Annotated in this window: 12 protein-coding genes; 8 read left to right on the top strand and 4 right to left on the bottom strand. The window is 43.2% G+C overall.

Annotated elements, in window-relative coordinates; all coding sequences use genetic code 11:
- Positions 1 to 4 precede the first annotated feature (4 nt).
- The 3 genes from AAEY83_RS10610 to AAEY83_RS10600 all read right to left on the bottom strand — a co-directional run bounded on the left by AAEY83_RS10610 (position 5) and on the right by AAEY83_RS10600 (position 3,958).
- The gene (locus tag AAEY83_RS10610) at positions 5 to 1,174 is read right to left on the bottom strand and encodes an HlyD family secretion protein (protein ID WP_025645559.1); all 1,170 of its coding nucleotides are present in this window, start codon (positions 1,172 to 1,174) and stop codon (positions 5 to 7) included.
- A gap of 158 nt (positions 1,175 to 1,332) precedes the next feature.
- Positions 1,333 to 2,199 carry a YihY/virulence factor BrkB family protein gene (locus AAEY83_RS10605; protein WP_025645557.1) on the bottom strand — a complete coding sequence of 289 codons (867 nt, stop codon included), beginning with the start codon at positions 2,197 to 2,199 and terminating at the stop codon, positions 1,333 to 1,335.
- 100 nt (positions 2,200 to 2,299) lie between these two features.
- Positions 2,300 to 3,958, bottom strand: coding sequence for a TolC family protein (locus AAEY83_RS10600; RefSeq protein ID WP_025645555.1), 1,659 nt, complete (start codon positions 3,956 to 3,958; stop codon positions 2,300 to 2,302).
- A 233-nt stretch (positions 3,959 to 4,191) separates the two neighbouring features.
- Here AAEY83_RS10600 and glpK point away from each other — a divergent pair, with 233 nt between their 5' ends.
- The 8 genes from glpK to AAEY83_RS10560 all read left to right on the top strand — a co-directional run bounded on the left by glpK (position 4,192) and on the right by AAEY83_RS10560 (position 13,786).
- Positions 4,192 to 5,778: a glycerol kinase GlpK gene (gene glpK / locus AAEY83_RS10595; RefSeq protein WP_025645554.1), complete on the top strand. Its 1,587-nt coding sequence runs from the start codon at positions 4,192 to 4,194 to the stop codon at positions 5,776 to 5,778.
- 499 nt (positions 5,779 to 6,277) lie between these two features.
- A complete protein-coding gene (locus tag AAEY83_RS10590) occupies positions 6,278 to 6,829 on the top strand; it encodes a hypothetical protein (protein ID WP_051397440.1) in 552 nt (183 codons plus the stop codon).
- Positions 6,830 to 7,008: 179 nt separating this feature from the next.
- Positions 7,009 to 8,376, top strand: a complete 1,368-nt coding sequence (locus tag AAEY83_RS10585) for an SLC5/6 family protein (RefSeq protein WP_051397438.1) — start codon at positions 7,009 to 7,011, stop codon at positions 8,374 to 8,376.
- A gap of 300 nt (positions 8,377 to 8,676) precedes the next feature.
- Positions 8,677 to 9,699, top strand: a complete 1,023-nt coding sequence (locus AAEY83_RS10580) for an endonuclease/exonuclease/phosphatase family protein (RefSeq protein WP_025645548.1) — start codon at positions 8,677 to 8,679, stop codon at positions 9,697 to 9,699.
- 213 nt (positions 9,700 to 9,912) lie between these two features.
- Complete coding sequence (locus tag AAEY83_RS10575) at positions 9,913 to 10,605, top strand: TetR/AcrR family transcriptional regulator (protein ID WP_025645546.1); 693 nt, start codon at positions 9,913 to 9,915, stop codon at positions 10,603 to 10,605.
- Between the two features lie 211 nt (positions 10,606 to 10,816).
- On the top strand, positions 10,817 to 11,230 hold the full coding sequence (gene arfB / locus AAEY83_RS10570) for an alternative ribosome rescue aminoacyl-tRNA hydrolase ArfB (RefSeq protein ID WP_025645544.1): 414 nt from the start codon (positions 10,817 to 10,819) through the stop codon (positions 11,228 to 11,230).
- A gap of 83 nt (positions 11,231 to 11,313) precedes the next feature.
- Positions 11,314 to 11,961, top strand: coding sequence for a glutathione S-transferase (locus tag AAEY83_RS10565; RefSeq protein WP_025645542.1), 648 nt, complete (start codon positions 11,314 to 11,316; stop codon positions 11,959 to 11,961).
- 142 nt (positions 11,962 to 12,103) lie between these two features.
- A complete protein-coding gene (locus AAEY83_RS10560) occupies positions 12,104 to 13,786 on the top strand; it encodes an NAD-dependent malic enzyme (RefSeq protein ID WP_025645540.1) in 1,683 nt (560 codons plus the stop codon).
- A 633-nt stretch (positions 13,787 to 14,419) separates the two neighbouring features.
- Here the strand turns inward: AAEY83_RS10560 and AAEY83_RS10555 are convergent.
- Complete coding sequence (locus AAEY83_RS10555; protein WP_025645538.1) at positions 14,420 to 15,784, bottom strand: aromatic acid/H+ symport family MFS transporter; 1,365 nt, start codon at positions 15,782 to 15,784, stop codon at positions 14,420 to 14,422.
- Between the last annotated feature and the right edge of the window lie 554 nt (positions 15,785 to 16,338).

Raw genomic sequence — 16,338 nt, 5'->3', positions numbered from 1 at the left:
ACTCTTAGTTTTGGGAAGGGTTTGCTGCAGTCGTTGTTTGCGGATCGATATCTACTAACACACTCATGCCTGAACGAATGCGCGCATCAGCGGTATTTGGCCGAGCCTTTATCTCAAAAGTGCGTACATCAAAGCCGTCATCATTATTAGTCGGTCGCCAAGTGGCAAAATCCGATAAGCTAGACGAAGCATAGACAGTAAAGGTCTTTGTATAAGGGCGATTGGCTGCAGATAAAGCCGGGATGGTGCCGGTAAACTGTTGCCCGATGGCGAACCGATTCAGATGATCTTCGGTTACGTTAAGGACCACCCATTGGTCATCGGTATTGACTAAAGTCAGTATGGGTACGCCTTGACCGATGACCTCACCATTACTGACGATGACATTATCTACCACCCCAGCGATAGGGCTTTTTAGATTGGCTTCTTCTTTGGCGACCAACGCCTCTTCAAGCTTAGCTTCGACCTGCGCCACTTGCGCATTAGCGGCTGACTTATCTTCACTACGCGCGCCTTCTAACGCCAGATCGTATTGCAAACGCGCAGCTTCAGTTTGATCTTGAGTGGCGAGATACTTAGCATAAGCTTCATCGCGCTTCTGCCGCGCCATTAGACCTTCTTGATAAAGACGGTTGACCCGCTCATAGGTGTTGGCGGCTAAGTCTGAGGCGGCTTTATTGGCTTGCCAAGCGGCCTTTGCCTGCGCGATCTCTTGCGGGCGAGCGCCATTTTCTGCTTTATCTAACTGGCTTTGTGCGGCATCGAGACCTGCTCGTGCTTGGTTGACCTTGGCATTGATCTCTGGCGAGTCCATCTCAATGAGCTGCTGTCCGGCCTCGACCTTATCGCCTTCGGTGACTAATATCTGGGCGATACGTCCAGGTACTTTGGCCGCGATAGAGGTCTGCTTCATTTGCATCTGACCTTGCAACGTAATACTCTCAGGTGCGCTTGACTGACTGCTTTTATATAGGCCATAAGCGATAAGCGCTAGAACTAGCAATAGGATTACTGCAAACATAGCTTTTTTTATGTTTGCAGCCTTGTTTGCTGATTTTTTATGTGGATAGGGCGTCGTCGTTTTCTCTAGTTCCTCAGCATTATCAGAGGGTTTGTTATCATGAACCGGATCTAATGTATTGACATCATCAGCGTCGTTATGAGAGTTAGCCATGATATAACGTTCCTAAAGCAAGTGAGTAAGAAGTGAAAAATGAGTATAAAAGCTAAGAAAATGAAGGTTAATATAGGTCGAATGCCTTAAAAGTGTCATAGCGCGTTAAAGTGTCATAACGCGCTTCGATCCATAATCGTTTTTACACAATCCATTGGTTATGGGTAGACACGAATAGCATAAGGTTTAGAGTCTTCTATGCTCTCATAATTATAAATAGCGCCAAATGCGATAATAAAGGCTGAATAATAAAGCCAAAGCATAATAACTACCGCCGCTGATAAAGCTCCAAATTCGGCGCTATAGTTATTAAAGTTTTGTACATAGATCGAAAAAAGCACCGACAATAACATCCACAGTACCGTAGCAACAGCAGCCCCTGGCATTAGGTTTTTGAGCGCTATAGCATCACGATTCGGCGCGAGACGATAGAGACCCAATAGGCTGACAAATATGATAATAGCCAATACCGGCCAACGGCTCCAAAGCGCGATAGTCTTAGCGATTTGTGGAAAAGGAAAGTTGTTCGCAAGCAGTGGAATAAGCGCAATTGAGGAGATCGCTACGATCAACACCACTAATGCAGCAAAGGTTAAACCCAATGCTCGAATGGTTTTTTGTATAAAGCCGCGCTCTTGGGTGATACCAAAAGCAAGATTAATCAAAATGATTAAGGACTTGATCCCTTTAGAGCCGGCATAAAGCGCTAACACACTAGATAGTAGAAGGCTGAAGGTCAAGCGTGTGCTGGTATTAGAGACCAATTGACTAAGGCGGGCGTTAAGCACATCATAAACGGATGGCGGTATAAATTGGCGCAAAAAATTGATCTGCTCTTGCATCTCAGCCGGCGAAAAAATAAGACCGTAAAGCAGTACAAATACCGCCATTACTGGAAAGATAGATAAAAACCCAAAAAATCCTACGCTAGCACAATGCGCCCAAACGTTAGAATTATTGGCATCGCCCCACGTCTTTAATAGCTGCGTTGGTAGCTTTTTAATTTTAGCAGTTGGATTATTCATAGTATTATTATTCGTAGTAGGGGGTTTAATAGCTTAAGAGTTAAATAGTATAAGCGCTCACAGGCAGTAAATAGGGTTACAAGTTTTATTAGTTTTGACGTTATTGAGTATATAAAGTCGGTAACCTGATATCAGCAGCGTTAAGATACGTATTAAAAGCAAGCGGCGTACCACAGCTTTGCATCAAACTGGCCAATGCTTGTACATAATCATTGGCTGCTTGCGCTTGTTCGGTACGCGCTTTGAGCGCTTGAGTCTGTGCTTGTACCACATCGATGGTAGTGTTTACACCTTCTTGCAGTCCTAAACGGCGCAGACGCAGTACCTCTTGGGCCAGATCGACATTGCTCTGCAGTGCTTGATACCGAGCTTGAGCGTTATTGACATCATTCCAGTTCTTTTCGACCAATAATAAAAGATTGTCGCTGACCTCAATCTCAGATAAATCGGCTTGACGGATGCGCGCATCGCTAGCAGCTAACGATGCGGTTTTGTCCAGCCCGCCCCACAGCTTCCAACTGGCAGACACCCCTGCAATCCAGCTCGGGTCTTTTTCAACTTGACTAAAACCATAGAGTAGTACGGTTGGCTTATAGCCTGTGTCTGATAACGCTCGAAGCTGCTGCGCTTGCGCGCGCTTTGCCGCCACTTTTTGTAGTCCTGGATGGTTGGTAAGCGCTAAGTTCTGATAGTAGCTGACATCGCTCAAAGGCTTACTTGAGACAAACAGCGGGGTCGTCGGTTTGATACGGTAATCAGTGCGCAATAAACGCTGCAGCGCAATCATTGCTAGACGAGCATCATTGTTGGCTTTGATAGACTCGCTTTTTGCATCGGCAAGCGCGGATTGGGCTTGCAGACGATCGACCCGCGAAATAAAACCTTCTTCGAATAAGCGCTGCGCAGTATGGTCGGTTTGTTGCAGGGTATCATAAGCATCTTCACGTAAGTAAGCGGCAATAATCGCCAATTGCGCCTTAAAGTAGCGCTCAATAAGCGTATTATATAGCTCGTTTTTGTCTAATATACTATCAGCGACCGCTTCTTGCGTACGCGCATTAGAAGCTCCGGTTAGCGCTGCAGTGCGCCCAGCGGTATACACCGGCCACGCCACTCCAAGACCTGCCCCTGTCGTGGAGCCTGAACGGTTAAAATCATAAGAGTCTGGAATACGCTCACCGATGATCTCACCAAAATTAGGCAAGTCCGGTACCGGCGGAATAGGCGGCGCTACATTACTTAGGCCTGGGCTGTTAAAGTCATTGCCCACATTATTGACGCCATCAATGACTCGATTTCTAAGCGAGGATAAGTCGATATCTTCTTGTACTTTATAGGCATTGGCGGATAACTGCGCGAACACAAACGGCCGATCTACTGTCGCAAGGGCGTCTGTCTGATATTCGCTAGCGGCGATAGCGGCTTGATTTGCAGCGAGTTTCGGCGACACTTGAAATAAGGTGTCCTGTGCTTGCTCCAAGCTCAAAAAGCTAGATACCTCTAACGGGTAGCTATTGGCAACACTTTTATGGGTAATAGGGTCAATGAGGGTGTCTAGAGTCGCGCTCGCTGCTAGTGGCTCTGCGGCAAGGTAGCTAGTATTATTTATAGCAGTACTTATAGAAGTAGCGCTATCTACAATTTGCGTAGTTGCCTGAGAAGTGGCAGGCGTATAACTATCCGCTAAAGCCTGACCGGAAGCGCAAGAGAGCATCAAAGTGATTATCATAGAAGGTAGAGACAATAACGCAAATTTCATAATAGAGGTAAACCACTTATCAAGATGTCGTGCTGAATTTAGGGCATTATAGCCCTGTTAGGGTTGACACACCAGTTTTAGGTTTAGACTAAGCGTTGTTACAGGGTTTATAAAGTTGCAAGGATTATAAAGTTGCAGGGTTTATAAAGTGACAACGGCTATAAAAATGCGCAATTGTAAATAATGCTATAGTCGATAGTATAGAAAATAATGATAACTTTAAGGAGTAGGGAATGGCAGGGTATATTTTAGCTTTGGATCAAGGCACGACTTCTAGCCGCGCCATTATATACGATGACCAAGCCAATACTGTCAAAATAGTGCAGAAGCCGACTCAGCTTATCACCCCGAAAGCCGGTTTTGTCGAGCAGGATGCTCAGCAGATATGGCAGACACAAATCAGCTGTGCTCATGATGCTATTAACCAAGCGGGGTTATTAGCGACAGATATCACCAGTATCGCCATTACCAATCAGCGCGAGTCCATTGTAGTTTGGGATAAAACCACAGGCAAGCCGCTTGCCCCAGCGATCATTTGGCAAGATAGGCGTACCGCTAGCTACTGTGAGACGCTAGCCAAAAAAACCGTCTCGCATCAGCGCAGCGTCGCCCAAGAGATACGTAGCGTCACAGGCTTACGCTTAGACCCTTACTTTAGTGCCAGTAAAATCGCTTGGTTATTAGAAAACAACCCAGATATTAAGGCGCGCATCGATGCCAACAAAACCGAAGAGCTGGCGATTGGTACTATTGACAGCTGGCTTATTTATCAGTTGACCGGTGGTGAGCACGTCATCGATGTGACCAATGCATCTCGCACCTTATTATACGATATTAATAAACTGGCCTGGTCGAGTGAGCTGTGTGCGCGCTTTGATATACCTATGTCGATACTGCCAAAAGTCTTACCTTCTGATGGCGACTTTGGCAAGACCAAAAAAGGCTTATTTGCCAAACAGATCGCTATTCAGGCGGTATTAGGCGATCAGCAAGCGGCTTTATTTGGTCAAGGCTGCCTTGAGCCTGGCATGGCAAAAAACACTTATGGTACCGGCTGTTTTATGCTGATGAATATAGGCGAGACCCCTAAGCTCAGCGAGCAGCAACTGCTCACCACCATTGCTTGGCAAAAGACCGCTGTGCAAAGCCGCGCTGAGCAACTCACCTTTGGTCAAATGGTAGAGTCGGGTCGGCGGCTATTACAAATTCCAAAAAAACAAACCACTTACGCGTTAGAGGGTAGTGTCTTTATGGCAGGCGCTATCGTGCAGTGGCTGCGAGATAATCTTGGCATGATCAGCGAAAGTAGGGATGTCGAGCGCTTGGCTCAGCAGGTCGATAGCAGCGAAGAGGTAGTACTATTGCCAGCATTCACCGGGCTTGGCGCACCATATTGGCGCTCAGATGTCAGTGCTAGCATCACTGGTATGAGTCGCGGCACTACCAAGGCCCATATCGCCCGCGCAGCATTAGAAGCTATCGCTTATCAGACTTATGATGTATTGATTGCTATGCAAAAAGACAGCCCTCATCCTTTGACTGAATTGCGGGTTGATGGCGGCGCCGCTAATAATGATTTGTTAATGCAGTTTCAAGCTGACTTGCTTGGTGTACCGGTACTACGTCCCATGGATACGGAGATTACCGCTAAAGGTGCCGCGCTACTAGCGGGACTAAAATCTGGACTATATGATGATAATACGATGATAGAGTCTTGGAAAGTGGAGCGTAGTTTTGAGCCAACGATGTCAGAAACAAATCGTCAAACGCATCTAGGTAAATGGCAGGATGCCATGACGCGCGCGTTGACTCAACTTTGATTTTTTGATGACAGTTTTATAAAGGTTTTATTGATAGATACTCAAAAGGCTATTAAACGGTGCAAACCTGCTGGCAGGATACATGCTGTAACGTAAGCTAATATTGGCGTTGACATAGCTTACATATCCGGTGTAGCTACTACCACGCAGATGATTTTATACTTAAATAGTAATGAGGTTGTTTACTAAAGAGGACATGAAGTGGACTTAGCCACTTCAGTTTTCTTTGATTTAGCTTGTTCAGCGCTACATTAGTGTTGAATCAGTGCCGAAACTGAAGAAGTTAAGCTCTTATTCAACCCTCATTTGAGAACTCTAAATTTATAACAATTAATTAAAGGATTAAACGATGAATAACAATAAGACTGATAATATAATTAATAATGAGCCAAGAGTAGACGCTCAAGGTAATGTCATTGATGCTAATGACCGCATCATCACTGATGACAACATGGTTGGCGGCGATAAGCAGCGTATCATAGATGACAATGCTCGCCGTATGGCAGACCAAGAAGTGGTCGATAGAAAAGTGGTCACTAACGATCCTGATAATATTGATCGTAGTGAAGTCAAACACATGTCAAAAGAGACAAAAGACGACCTAAACGCTGACATGATCACTGGTGAGCCAGGCTCGCATCCAGTAGGTACTGGTATTGGCGGCGTCGGCGGCGCAGCAGCTGGTGCGGCTATCGGTTCGATGGCAGGTCCACTAGGCACCCTAATCGGTGGCGCTATCGGTGCAGTCGTAGGTGGCGGTGCAGGTCATGCTTCAGCTGAAGCGATTAACCCGACTCATGAAGAAGCTTACTGGCGTGCTGAGCATGTGAATGCAAGCTATTATAAAGAGGGTCATGACTTTGACCGTGATCTACATCCTGCTTATGCAGTCGGTTATGCTAATCGCGCTAAGTATCCCGCTGATGCTCGTTTCGAAGATCACGAAAGTGACCTAAAGCGCTCTTGGGAAGAGGTCAAAGGTGAGTCGCGTATGCAGTGGGAAGAAGCGCGTCTAGCCTCACGTGATGCTTGGAACCGTGTAAGTAGATAATAGCTGCATTAGTGAATAGGACAGTAAAAGTATCTTTACCTAATTTCTAAACAGGCAAAGATAAAAATAAAAGCTTCTAGAGTTGTTCTAGAAGCTTTTTTATGCAGAACTTTAGCGTAAAGCGGTTATAAAGTTATGCTATTGTGAGCAAACTATACTCACTTCTATAAAGAATGCACATGCCTATTACCGATGACTCTTCAGCCAATAAGCCTATACTAAGCGCCTCTGAGCTGTCTGCTGATGTCGCAAGCTTTTATCAAGGTAAGTCGCGACAAGGACAAGCGCCAGGCCTTTGGACCCTCGTACTCTCTCAAGTTACGACTTGGATTTTTGCCCGCTCACTGATGAATGCCGCTATATTGGGCTTTTTTTATGGTATTGCCGGCGCTTTAGCTTATGGGATGTATTATTTTAGCTTTGTCACTGGCGCGCATATTGTCGATAGCTTACGCTTTAAGCATGGCTTTCATAACATGCAAACCTTTATGTATGACAAATTCGGTAAAACCGGCGAGCACTGTTTTAATGCCGTGATTAGCTTTCGGTTGGTGAGCGAGATATTTAGTAATTTATTAGTGTTTGGCTTTATTGCGACCTTGTTTGTGGGCTTTAATGAGAGCTACTTAATCGTACTTATTGCTGTTGCGACCTTGATCTACTCTTCAATCGGCGGCTTATATACGGCGCTCAAGACTGATGTCATGCAAGCTTCACTGACTATTGTGGCAATCGCGGTGCTATCTATCGCTATGTTTATGCACCCGCTATTCTCTTTTGCTGATATTGTTAGCTCCTCGAGTAGTGCTGATAATAAAGGCTGGATATTATTGATCGTGGCCTTCATTCAAGTTTGGAGTTACCCGGCCCATGATCCAGTGATGACGGACCGCGGTTTCCTAGCAGATCGTAGTACTACCAAAAAATCGTTTTATTATGCTGCGCCTCTTTCTATGATTTGCATTATGCTATTTGGGCTGCTCGGTGTGTTTGCTCAGTTAAATAATGCTGGCGGTGCTACTGAGGTAACACAAACACTAAACAGCTTATTTTCGCCAGCGGTGATGCTGTTATTTTGTTTTGCGTTAATCGTTTCCGCGATCTCTACGCTCGACTCAACTTATGCGAGTGCCGCAAAACTCGTCGCTGTCGATATGAAACTTATTAAGCCGACAGTTAGAAACGGCAGATTGGTCATGATCGGCTTTTTGCTGGTAGGCTTAGGGTTTATTGCTACCGGCAGCAAGGACTTATTTGACGCCGTCGCTATCAGTGGTACGGCTTCGCTATTCTTAGCGCCGGTTGTATTTTTTAGTATTTGGTCTAATTGGCAGGTTAAGCCTTGGGCGCTCGTCATTAGCTTCGCTTCAGCTTTGCTAGCCGGCGTCATTTATATGCTAGAAAACGCGGGTTATGTTACATTAATGACCCCGCTTTTTGGTGTAGAGCACAAATACGTCAAGCTGTTAATACTCTGTGTTGTCGCGTCATTACTCGGTTGCTTATCTTTTGTAGTTGCTCGTAAAAAGGATGCATCAAAACCGTAAATAATCATACAACATGCCTGAGCTATATTTGCGAATGAGAGTTGCAAAGACGGTCCTTAAAAGTGTTGTAATATCGTTTAGTAATAAAGCAAACATACTTTTTGAACACGTGTTCAACACTAAGATGGGCTACTTGTGCTATGTTGAGACAGTTTAACGGTTAAGTTTAGTTTACCTTGTGAAAGCTACAGCGCCTAGACAAGTGGCATAGCGGATACGTAATATCATACATCTATTAAGCTCTACACACTTTCGCTGTCTATACGCTTTTTTATACATAATAAAAATAATAGGTTGTTTATGAGTCAAGATACCGCCGGTAATAATAGTTTTTATATTGCCACTGCTAATTTACTTAATTTGGCCAATCCCAATCGTGTCTTTTATGAAAACGCACCACCTTATACCAATAAGGCTTACGAGCATAAATTGAACGGGCTAAGTAGCCTATTATCCAACGCTCATGCTGATATCATCGCTGTGCAAGAAGCTTGGGATAGCAGGGCAGTTGAGTCGTTGGCAGTGTCATTAGGGTTTGAGGCTAAGGATGTCATTATTCCTTTAGCCAGTAATGAGCAATCAAGCCCTTATACCCAAGGCAGCGGAGCCATAGGGACGCCAGCGGTAGGTATTATTAGCCGCTTTGAGACGATAGAGACGAGTTTGCTAGAAACCGTTGTCGATGAAGCGACAATTGATATTCCAGACATTGGCCCTTATCGTCAGTTTAAACGTCCGCCATTGTTGGTTAGAGTCGAGGCTTATGGTCAGCCTATTACGATTATCACCGCTCATCTAAAAAGTAAACGTGCTTTTTTCTTACGTGATGATGATGGCAATTTGTTAGAGGATATGGATGACCCTAACATTCGGGTTCGCGCCAAACTGCGTAGTCTGTGTATGCGCGCGGCGGAAGCAGCATCTATAAGAATGACGATTATAGAGCGCTTAAAGCATACGCGAGAGCCTTTGATACTGCTTGGCGACATGAATGATGTCACTGGCAGCGTGACTACTCAGTTGATGACAGAGACAGGAGAGGTAAATTATGATAAAAGTATGCGCGATGTATCATTATTCGATGCAGCTCGCGTGCAAGCACGCTATGGTTGGATGAAGGATGTGGCATATACTCATATCTATCAGGGTATGCCAGAGGTTATCGATCAGTTATTTGTCTCAGAAGAGTTTTTGCCCGAGAGTAAATTCGCTCTCGGTCACGTCGAGCGAGTAGATTATTTTAACGATCACTTAAAATGGGATTATGCTGATAGAGTCACTGATCATGGTATTATACGAGCGAAAATAAACATTCATGGCTGATGCTATATCTCATTAGCTATTATATTGTGATTTAAGAAAACGCCTGATTTTGCCGACTAAAAGTTAAATGGTTGTGATGCAATACATTATTTGCTAACGATAATAATAGCTATCATATTGTCTATTATTAAAGACCATATCAGTACTTGATTTAGGGCTGATAATTTGATGAAAACAAGTTATGGCAATAAGGCTAACATTAAGAGGTTTATAATGAGTGGACAAAAAGACGACAAAATCGAAGATGTGTTAGTAGACTCAGAGCTGGCCAAGAAACTGGTACCAAATAAATTTAAGTTTACCAGTCAGCAAGGCCGTGCTCGCCGTCAAAAGTTACTGATGGGTGCTAAAAAGCTTAGCGAAACCATGCCTATCAATGATATCACCTTAGCTGCGGTATGCGAAGAAGCAGGCATCCCGCGCGCTTCTGCATATCACTTCTTTCCTAATATTGAAGCGATATTTTTGGCCTTAAGGTTCTTGAATGCTATTGATATCTTAGAGATATTAGCGACCGTTGAGACCGAAGATTATGATAGATGGCAGGGCTACCTGATTGCACTTGTCAAGCGCTGTGTTGAGATTTTTCATGATGACGAGACTAAAGCGAAGCTGATATATGACACCAACACTCCTGATTTTGAGGGGGATAGTTTTGGTGAGGATATGGATCATCAGGTCATCGAACTGGTTCACAAGCGCTTATCTGAGCGTTATGAGATGCCTGATTTTGACAACATAAAAGAGATCTTATTAGTGACTTATGGCATTATCAATGCGATATTTACCTTATCTTATCGCCGTCATGCCAGTATCACTGAGCACTATGTGCAAGAAGCGGGAACGGCGTCAATTGCTTATCTGCGCTGCTATCTTCCCGAAAACTTGCCTCGTAAAGAGGCATAAAAGCTACCGCTGAAGTCCAATAACAATAAAGCCGACTCAATGTCGGCTTTTTGCGGTTTATGCGTTAAGTGATCTCTGTAAGAACAGCATTAAAACAAAACTAGCCACATCGTCTATTGAATTTATTATTGCTAAGGCTATCATGGATAATAAACCTTCTTAGCCAAGAGAGCCAATCTAAAAACTGCAATGAGAACTATGACTGAATATTATGATTTTTATTACCAATAATATCACTTTGAACGACAATGAAGTAGAGATTAATGCTATACGCGCTCAAGGTGCAGGGGGTCAAAACGTCAATAAAGTCGCCTCTGCTATTCATCTGCGCTTCGATATCAAAGCCTCAAGCCTGAGCGATCTACAAAAAACACGCCTGTTAACCAGTAAAGATAGCCGCATTAATAAAGACGGCATATTTGTGCTCAAAGCCCAGCAATATCGAACCCAAGAGCGTAATAAAATAGACGCCATCGAGCGTCTACAGGCCTTTATCAAGCAAGCCACTTATGTAAATAAAACTCGAAAAGCAACGAAACCAAGCCGTAATGTCAAACGTAAGCGAGTAGATAACAAGACTCAGCGAGGTAAAGTCAAAGCGTTAAGGGGTAAGGTTGATTACTAGCTAAGGCTTTAATTTTACTCCCCACTGCTGTTGCATCCATAAACTTTAATTATAAATTTTTAATTATATTGTGAGACCCTTCTATGACCTCATTACTTCCGCGTTTATATTCGTTTCGTCGCTGCCCTTATGCGATGCGGGCGCGCCTTGCTTTATTATTTGCTGAATTACCAGTTGAGCTACGAGAGATCGTGCTAAAAAACAAACCAAGCCAAATGTTAGCGATTAGTCCAAAAGGCACAGTACCCGTCTTGCAGCTGCCTGAGGGCAGGGTAATTGAAGAAAGCCGAGAAATCATGATATGGGCGCTTGAACAGAATGATAAACAAGGACTGCTCGATGCTAAGCTTATCAAACAGGCAAATGACTTACTCGACAAAAATGATGATGAGTTTAAACACTGGCTTGATCACTACAAATATGCAGACCGTTATCCTGAGATGAGTCAGGCTGAGTATCAAGAGCGAGGCGAGGTATTCTTACAGAGTTTAGAGGCCTTGCTAAATAAAAATGCTTATTTGCTAGGTGATAGCATCAGTATCGCTGATATTGGCATTATGCCTTTTGTACGCCAGTTCGCTCACGTAGACCGCGATGTTTTTTATGGCTTGCCTTACCCAAAGCTGCAAAGTTGGTTACAGGACTGGCTAGAACATCCGCTATTTAAGCAAGCTATGACGAAGTTCGATCCTTGGCAAGAAGGCGACGAGGTAATCATATTCCCTAATTAAAGTAGATATATCATTCAGCCAGTTTAAAATCATATTATCAAAAATGAATTTGTCGTCTATTGCCAAGTACAAGCCAATGCTCTGTATAATGAGACAATAGAACATTCCTTTAGCGATACGCTTTTAACTAGAAGACTTTACTATGCCAAATCAACGTCCGTTATATATCCCCTTTGCAGGTCCTGCGCTATTAGAAACCCCTCTACTAAATAAGGGTAGCGCCTTTTCACCAGAAGAACGTGATAGCTTTAATTTAACCGGATTATTGCCTCATACCATCGAGACGATTGAAGAGCAATCTTTGCGCGCTTATCATCAACTTCGCTCATTCACTGACGACATGGATAAGCATATTTACTTACGCAACATTCAAGATACCAATGAGACCTTATTTCATCATTTGATTGACCAACATATTGAAGAGGTCATGCCGCTCATCTATACCCCAACGGTTGGGCAAGCTTGCGAGAAGTTTTCGCAGATTTATCGCCGAAAGCGCGGTATATTTATCTCTTATCCCGAGCGTCATAAAATCGATGATATGCTACAAAACGCCACTAAACAAAAGGTAAAGGTCATCGTAGTCACTGATGGTGAGCGTATATTAGGCCTAGGCGATCAAGGCATTGGCGGTATGGGCATTCCCATTGGTAAACTATCTTTATACACTGCGTGCGGCGGTATCAGCCCTGCTTACTGTTTACCAGTCTTATTAGATGTCGGTACCAATAATCAGCAGCTGCTTGATGACCCTATGTACATGGGCTGGAGAAATCCGCGCATCTCTGGTGAGGAATACAATGAATTTGTCGATTTATTTATTCAAGCCGTTAAGCGGCGCTGGCCAGAGGTGCTCTTACAATTTGAAGATTTTGCACAAGAAAACGCCACGCCACTATTAAATAAATATCGCGATCAATTATGCTGCTTTAATGATGATATTCAGGGTACGGCTGCGGTTTCAGTCGGTGCATTGATCGCAGCATGCTTAAACAAAGGCCAAAAACTCAGTGAGCAGAACATAGCGTTTTTGGGTGCAGGATCGGCAGGCTGCGGTATCGCCGAGCATATCATTCGCCAAATGCAGCGTGAAGGCTTAAGTGAGGCGCAGGCACGCAGACAGGTATTTATGGTGGATCGTTATGGCCTACTCACCGATAACATGACAGAGCTACAAGCGTTCCAAGTGCCACTAGTGCAAAAAGAAGCAGATATGCAGCACTGGGATAAGAGTCAGAAACTTGGGCTTTTACAAGTGGTTAAACAAGCAAAGATAACGGTATTGGTTGGGGTTAGCGGGCAAAAAGGTCTATTTACCCAAGAGATTATTGAGTCTTTATGTGCCAACACAGAACATCCTATTGTGCTACCGCTGTCAAACCCAACGTCTCGCGTTGAAGCCACACCGCAAGAAGTGACAAACTGGAGCGACGGACGCGCAATTATTGCTACGGGTAGTCCTTTTGCCAATACCACTTATAATGGTCAGTCTTTTGAAGTGTCACAGTGTAATAATAGCTATATATTCCCAGGTATAGGCTTGGGGGTCTTGGTAGCACGGGCAACAGGGATCAGCGATAATATGCTCATGGCCGCAAGCCAGGCCCTAGCAGATATATCTATGGAATACAAAAAAGCACCCGGTGCTATATTACCGCCCATCAACGTCATTAAAGAGATTAGTGAAAAAATAGCTCATGCTGTGGCAATGCAAGCTATAGAAGATAAGCTTGCCCTGCCAGTCACGGCAGAAAACCTACAACGTCGATTAGAAGCAAATTTTTGGTTACCTGAGTATCGTAATTATCGCCGTACTTCTTTTTAGGGCTATAAAATATAAAGAGATAAGCTGATTATTATCAAAAATAGTAGTCAGCTCATTAATGATAATTACTTATATATGGTTAGCTTGGATGATAATAATAACTTGAGCTTTTTAAACAACAAAAACCCCTTACAAGCTAATGCCTGTAAGGGGTTTTTGATATATGGTGGGCCCAGTAGGACTTGAACCTACGACCAAAGGCTTATGAGTCCTTGTTTTTACAACAACAATACACAATGGATGGCGATAATTAGCTGCAATTATTGTCTGAAAGCCTTTCCCATTAAAGGGTTAGGTTGAAATCCAAATATACCTATCAACAAGTAGATATGCGTATCAATAAATTTGGGGTATCAAAATAGTATCAAAATGGATAGTCCCAGCAGATATTTGAAAAGTAAGAGTCTACAAATGAAACTTTTAAATGATTAGCAATAAAGGATATATCTTTCGTTCAATGTGTGAAGAAAGCTAAGAGCTGGTTACTTTTGCTTTTAAATATCGTATTGGTCAACAGATGCTACTCATAAATGTGTAGGAGATATTGAAAAAGCGTACCCACATCGTGAGTACGCTAAAAACTAATAAGTATAAAACAAGAATATCTGAATGAAAATAAAGTTTTAATCAGATTTAGGTCGCTATAGGTGTATCTAAAGTGACGGGTTTCTCTTGAATTTTTTTACTATCTACTGCTGCATTTAAGTTTACAAGGAAAATAGCAGTGGCTGCAATTATTCCTGGTATGGCGATAAACAAAAAGTTAGTTTGGTGGCTTAGCTCAAGTGTAAGCAGTGCCCCAGTCAAGATAGGACCTACGATGGCGCCGATACGACCGATACCCGATGCCCAGCCCATAGCCGTTGTACGTACGGCAGTCGGGTAGTACTGAGCGACAAAGGTGTAAAGCAGTATCTGTGAGCCAATAGTGGTTGCCCCAGCAATGGCAATTAAAGTGTAAAGTACGGCTTGAGGACTATTGTAGCCAAGTAATATCAATGCAGCAGCCCCAGCGACAAACATAATGGTTAATACTGGCTTTAGATGGAATCTATCAGCTAGCACACCGCCACCAATAGCACCGATCATCCCGCCAATATTGAGTGCAAATAAGAACAGCATACTAGCGCCTAGCGAGTAACCTGCTTGAATCATTAGCTTTGGTAACCAGCTGGCAAGAGCGTAGACCATCAACAAGCACATAAAGAAGGCGATCCAAAACATAATGGTAGTAAAGCCACGGTTTTTTAGGAATAGCGCTTTGATAGGAGCGTCATCGCCTTTGGTTGGTTCATCTAATATTAAGGTAGTGGAGGTCGTGATAGTTTCTTGTGGTGCAAGTCTGCGGACGATTTTTTTGGCGTCGTCATGTCTTTTTTCTTTGACCAAATACATCAAAGATTCAGGCAGCATTTTCCAAATGATTGGTAATAGCAAGCTAGGAATACCTGCGATATAAAACATAATCTCCCAGCCATAATCTACCACCAAAAATGATCCTAGCAATGCGGATGCCATACCACCTATCGCGTAACCACTAAACATAATGGCGACTAGCGTACTACGCATACGCTTCGGAGCGTATTCAGAGGTCAGCGCCACACAGATGGGCATCACGCCGCCGATACCAAGACCGGCAATGAAGCGTAAAGCCGCAAACTGCATTGGACCATTAGCAAAGGCCCCAAAAAAGGTAAAGCTGCTGAATAGGGCGACGCAGATCATGATGGTCTTTTTGCGGCCGATTTTGTCAGACAAAGTACCAAAAATCATGGCACCAAACATCATGCCAAATAGGGCAGCACTGGCAAGAAAGCCTGCCTGTACTGAAGTCAATGACCACTCTTCCATGAGTAAGGGCAATGCTACGCCATAAATGATGAGATCATAACCATCAAAGATGATAATCAGTAGACACCAAAACAGCACCTTCCAATGAAAGGGCGCAAATTTGGCTTCATCAATAACTTTATTGATATTTAAGGTTGGTGATTCCATTCGTATGTCTCCATGAGTAATATCCTTATAACTATCTAACAAGTTATGGTTTTCTAATGAGCAAGTCAAAAACTATCTAAGTATAAATATATACCTATAAGGTATGGGTTTTGATTTTTTAGGGTGTGAGAAAGTATAAAGACGTATAATATCTTTAATTAAAATCAGTGAGGTTTTTATAAAAAACATCTAAAAAACTTGTAAGGCTATGAATATTCATAGGATTTATTCTTTTGGAGAAAGTTATGTTTTTATTGGCAATAGATGGTTTTTCTTAAAAGATAGACAAAAAAACAGCTCATATATCTTTTAAATATATGAGCTGTTTTGGTTTTTATTAAAGTATAGTCAATTAAAAATAAAACTGTCATAAGTTCAAAAGCGCTACTGGTATAATTTTTCCTTGCTTGCTGCGTTCCCAGAGGCTGGGCAAAAATCATCCCAGTAGCGCTGTAACACTTTTAAATTGAATATACTATATAGTTAAGTCTTTATAAAATCGATACAGCCCATATCATAAAACAGTTTAGGGAGATTATTCTCCATCCACCCTT

Origin of the sequence: Psychrobacter sp. TB20-MNA-CIBAN-0197 (genome assembly GCF_040309765.1) — a bacterium.
Classification (GTDB): domain Bacteria; phylum Pseudomonadota; class Gammaproteobacteria; order Pseudomonadales; family Moraxellaceae; genus Psychrobacter; species Psychrobacter submarinus.
Note: the sequence above shows the minus strand (reverse complement) of the source record. Positions and strands in the feature narration are given on the sequence as shown.

Coding starts and splice junctions, on each gene's coding strand:
- AAEY83_RS10610 (WP_025645559.1), bottom strand. CDS start 1,174: ATGGCTAACTCTCATAACGACGCTGATGATGTCAATACATTAGATCCG.
- AAEY83_RS10605 (WP_025645557.1), bottom strand. CDS start 2,199: ATGAATAATCCAACTGCTAAAATTAAAAAGCTACCAACGCAGCTATTA.
- AAEY83_RS10600 (WP_025645555.1), bottom strand. CDS start 3,958: ATGAAATTTGCGTTATTGTCTCTACCTTCTATGATAATCACTTTGATG.
- glpK (WP_025645554.1), top strand. CDS start 4,192: ATGGCAGGGTATATTTTAGCTTTGGATCAAGGCACGACTTCTAGCCGC.
- AAEY83_RS10590 (WP_051397440.1), top strand. CDS start 6,278: ATGGCAGACCAAGAAGTGGTCGATAGAAAAGTGGTCACTAACGATCCT.
- AAEY83_RS10585 (WP_051397438.1), top strand. CDS start 7,009: ATGCCTATTACCGATGACTCTTCAGCCAATAAGCCTATACTAAGCGCC.
- AAEY83_RS10580 (WP_025645548.1), top strand. CDS start 8,677: ATGAGTCAAGATACCGCCGGTAATAATAGTTTTTATATTGCCACTGCT.
- AAEY83_RS10575 (WP_025645546.1), top strand. CDS start 9,913: ATGAGTGGACAAAAAGACGACAAAATCGAAGATGTGTTAGTAGACTCA.
- arfB (WP_025645544.1), top strand. CDS start 10,817: ATGATTTTTATTACCAATAATATCACTTTGAACGACAATGAAGTAGAG.
- AAEY83_RS10565 (WP_025645542.1), top strand. CDS start 11,314: ATGACCTCATTACTTCCGCGTTTATATTCGTTTCGTCGCTGCCCTTAT.
- AAEY83_RS10560 (WP_025645540.1), top strand. CDS start 12,104: ATGCCAAATCAACGTCCGTTATATATCCCCTTTGCAGGTCCTGCGCTA.
- AAEY83_RS10555 (WP_025645538.1), bottom strand. CDS start 15,784: ATGGAATCACCAACCTTAAATATCAATAAAGTTATTGATGAAGCCAAA.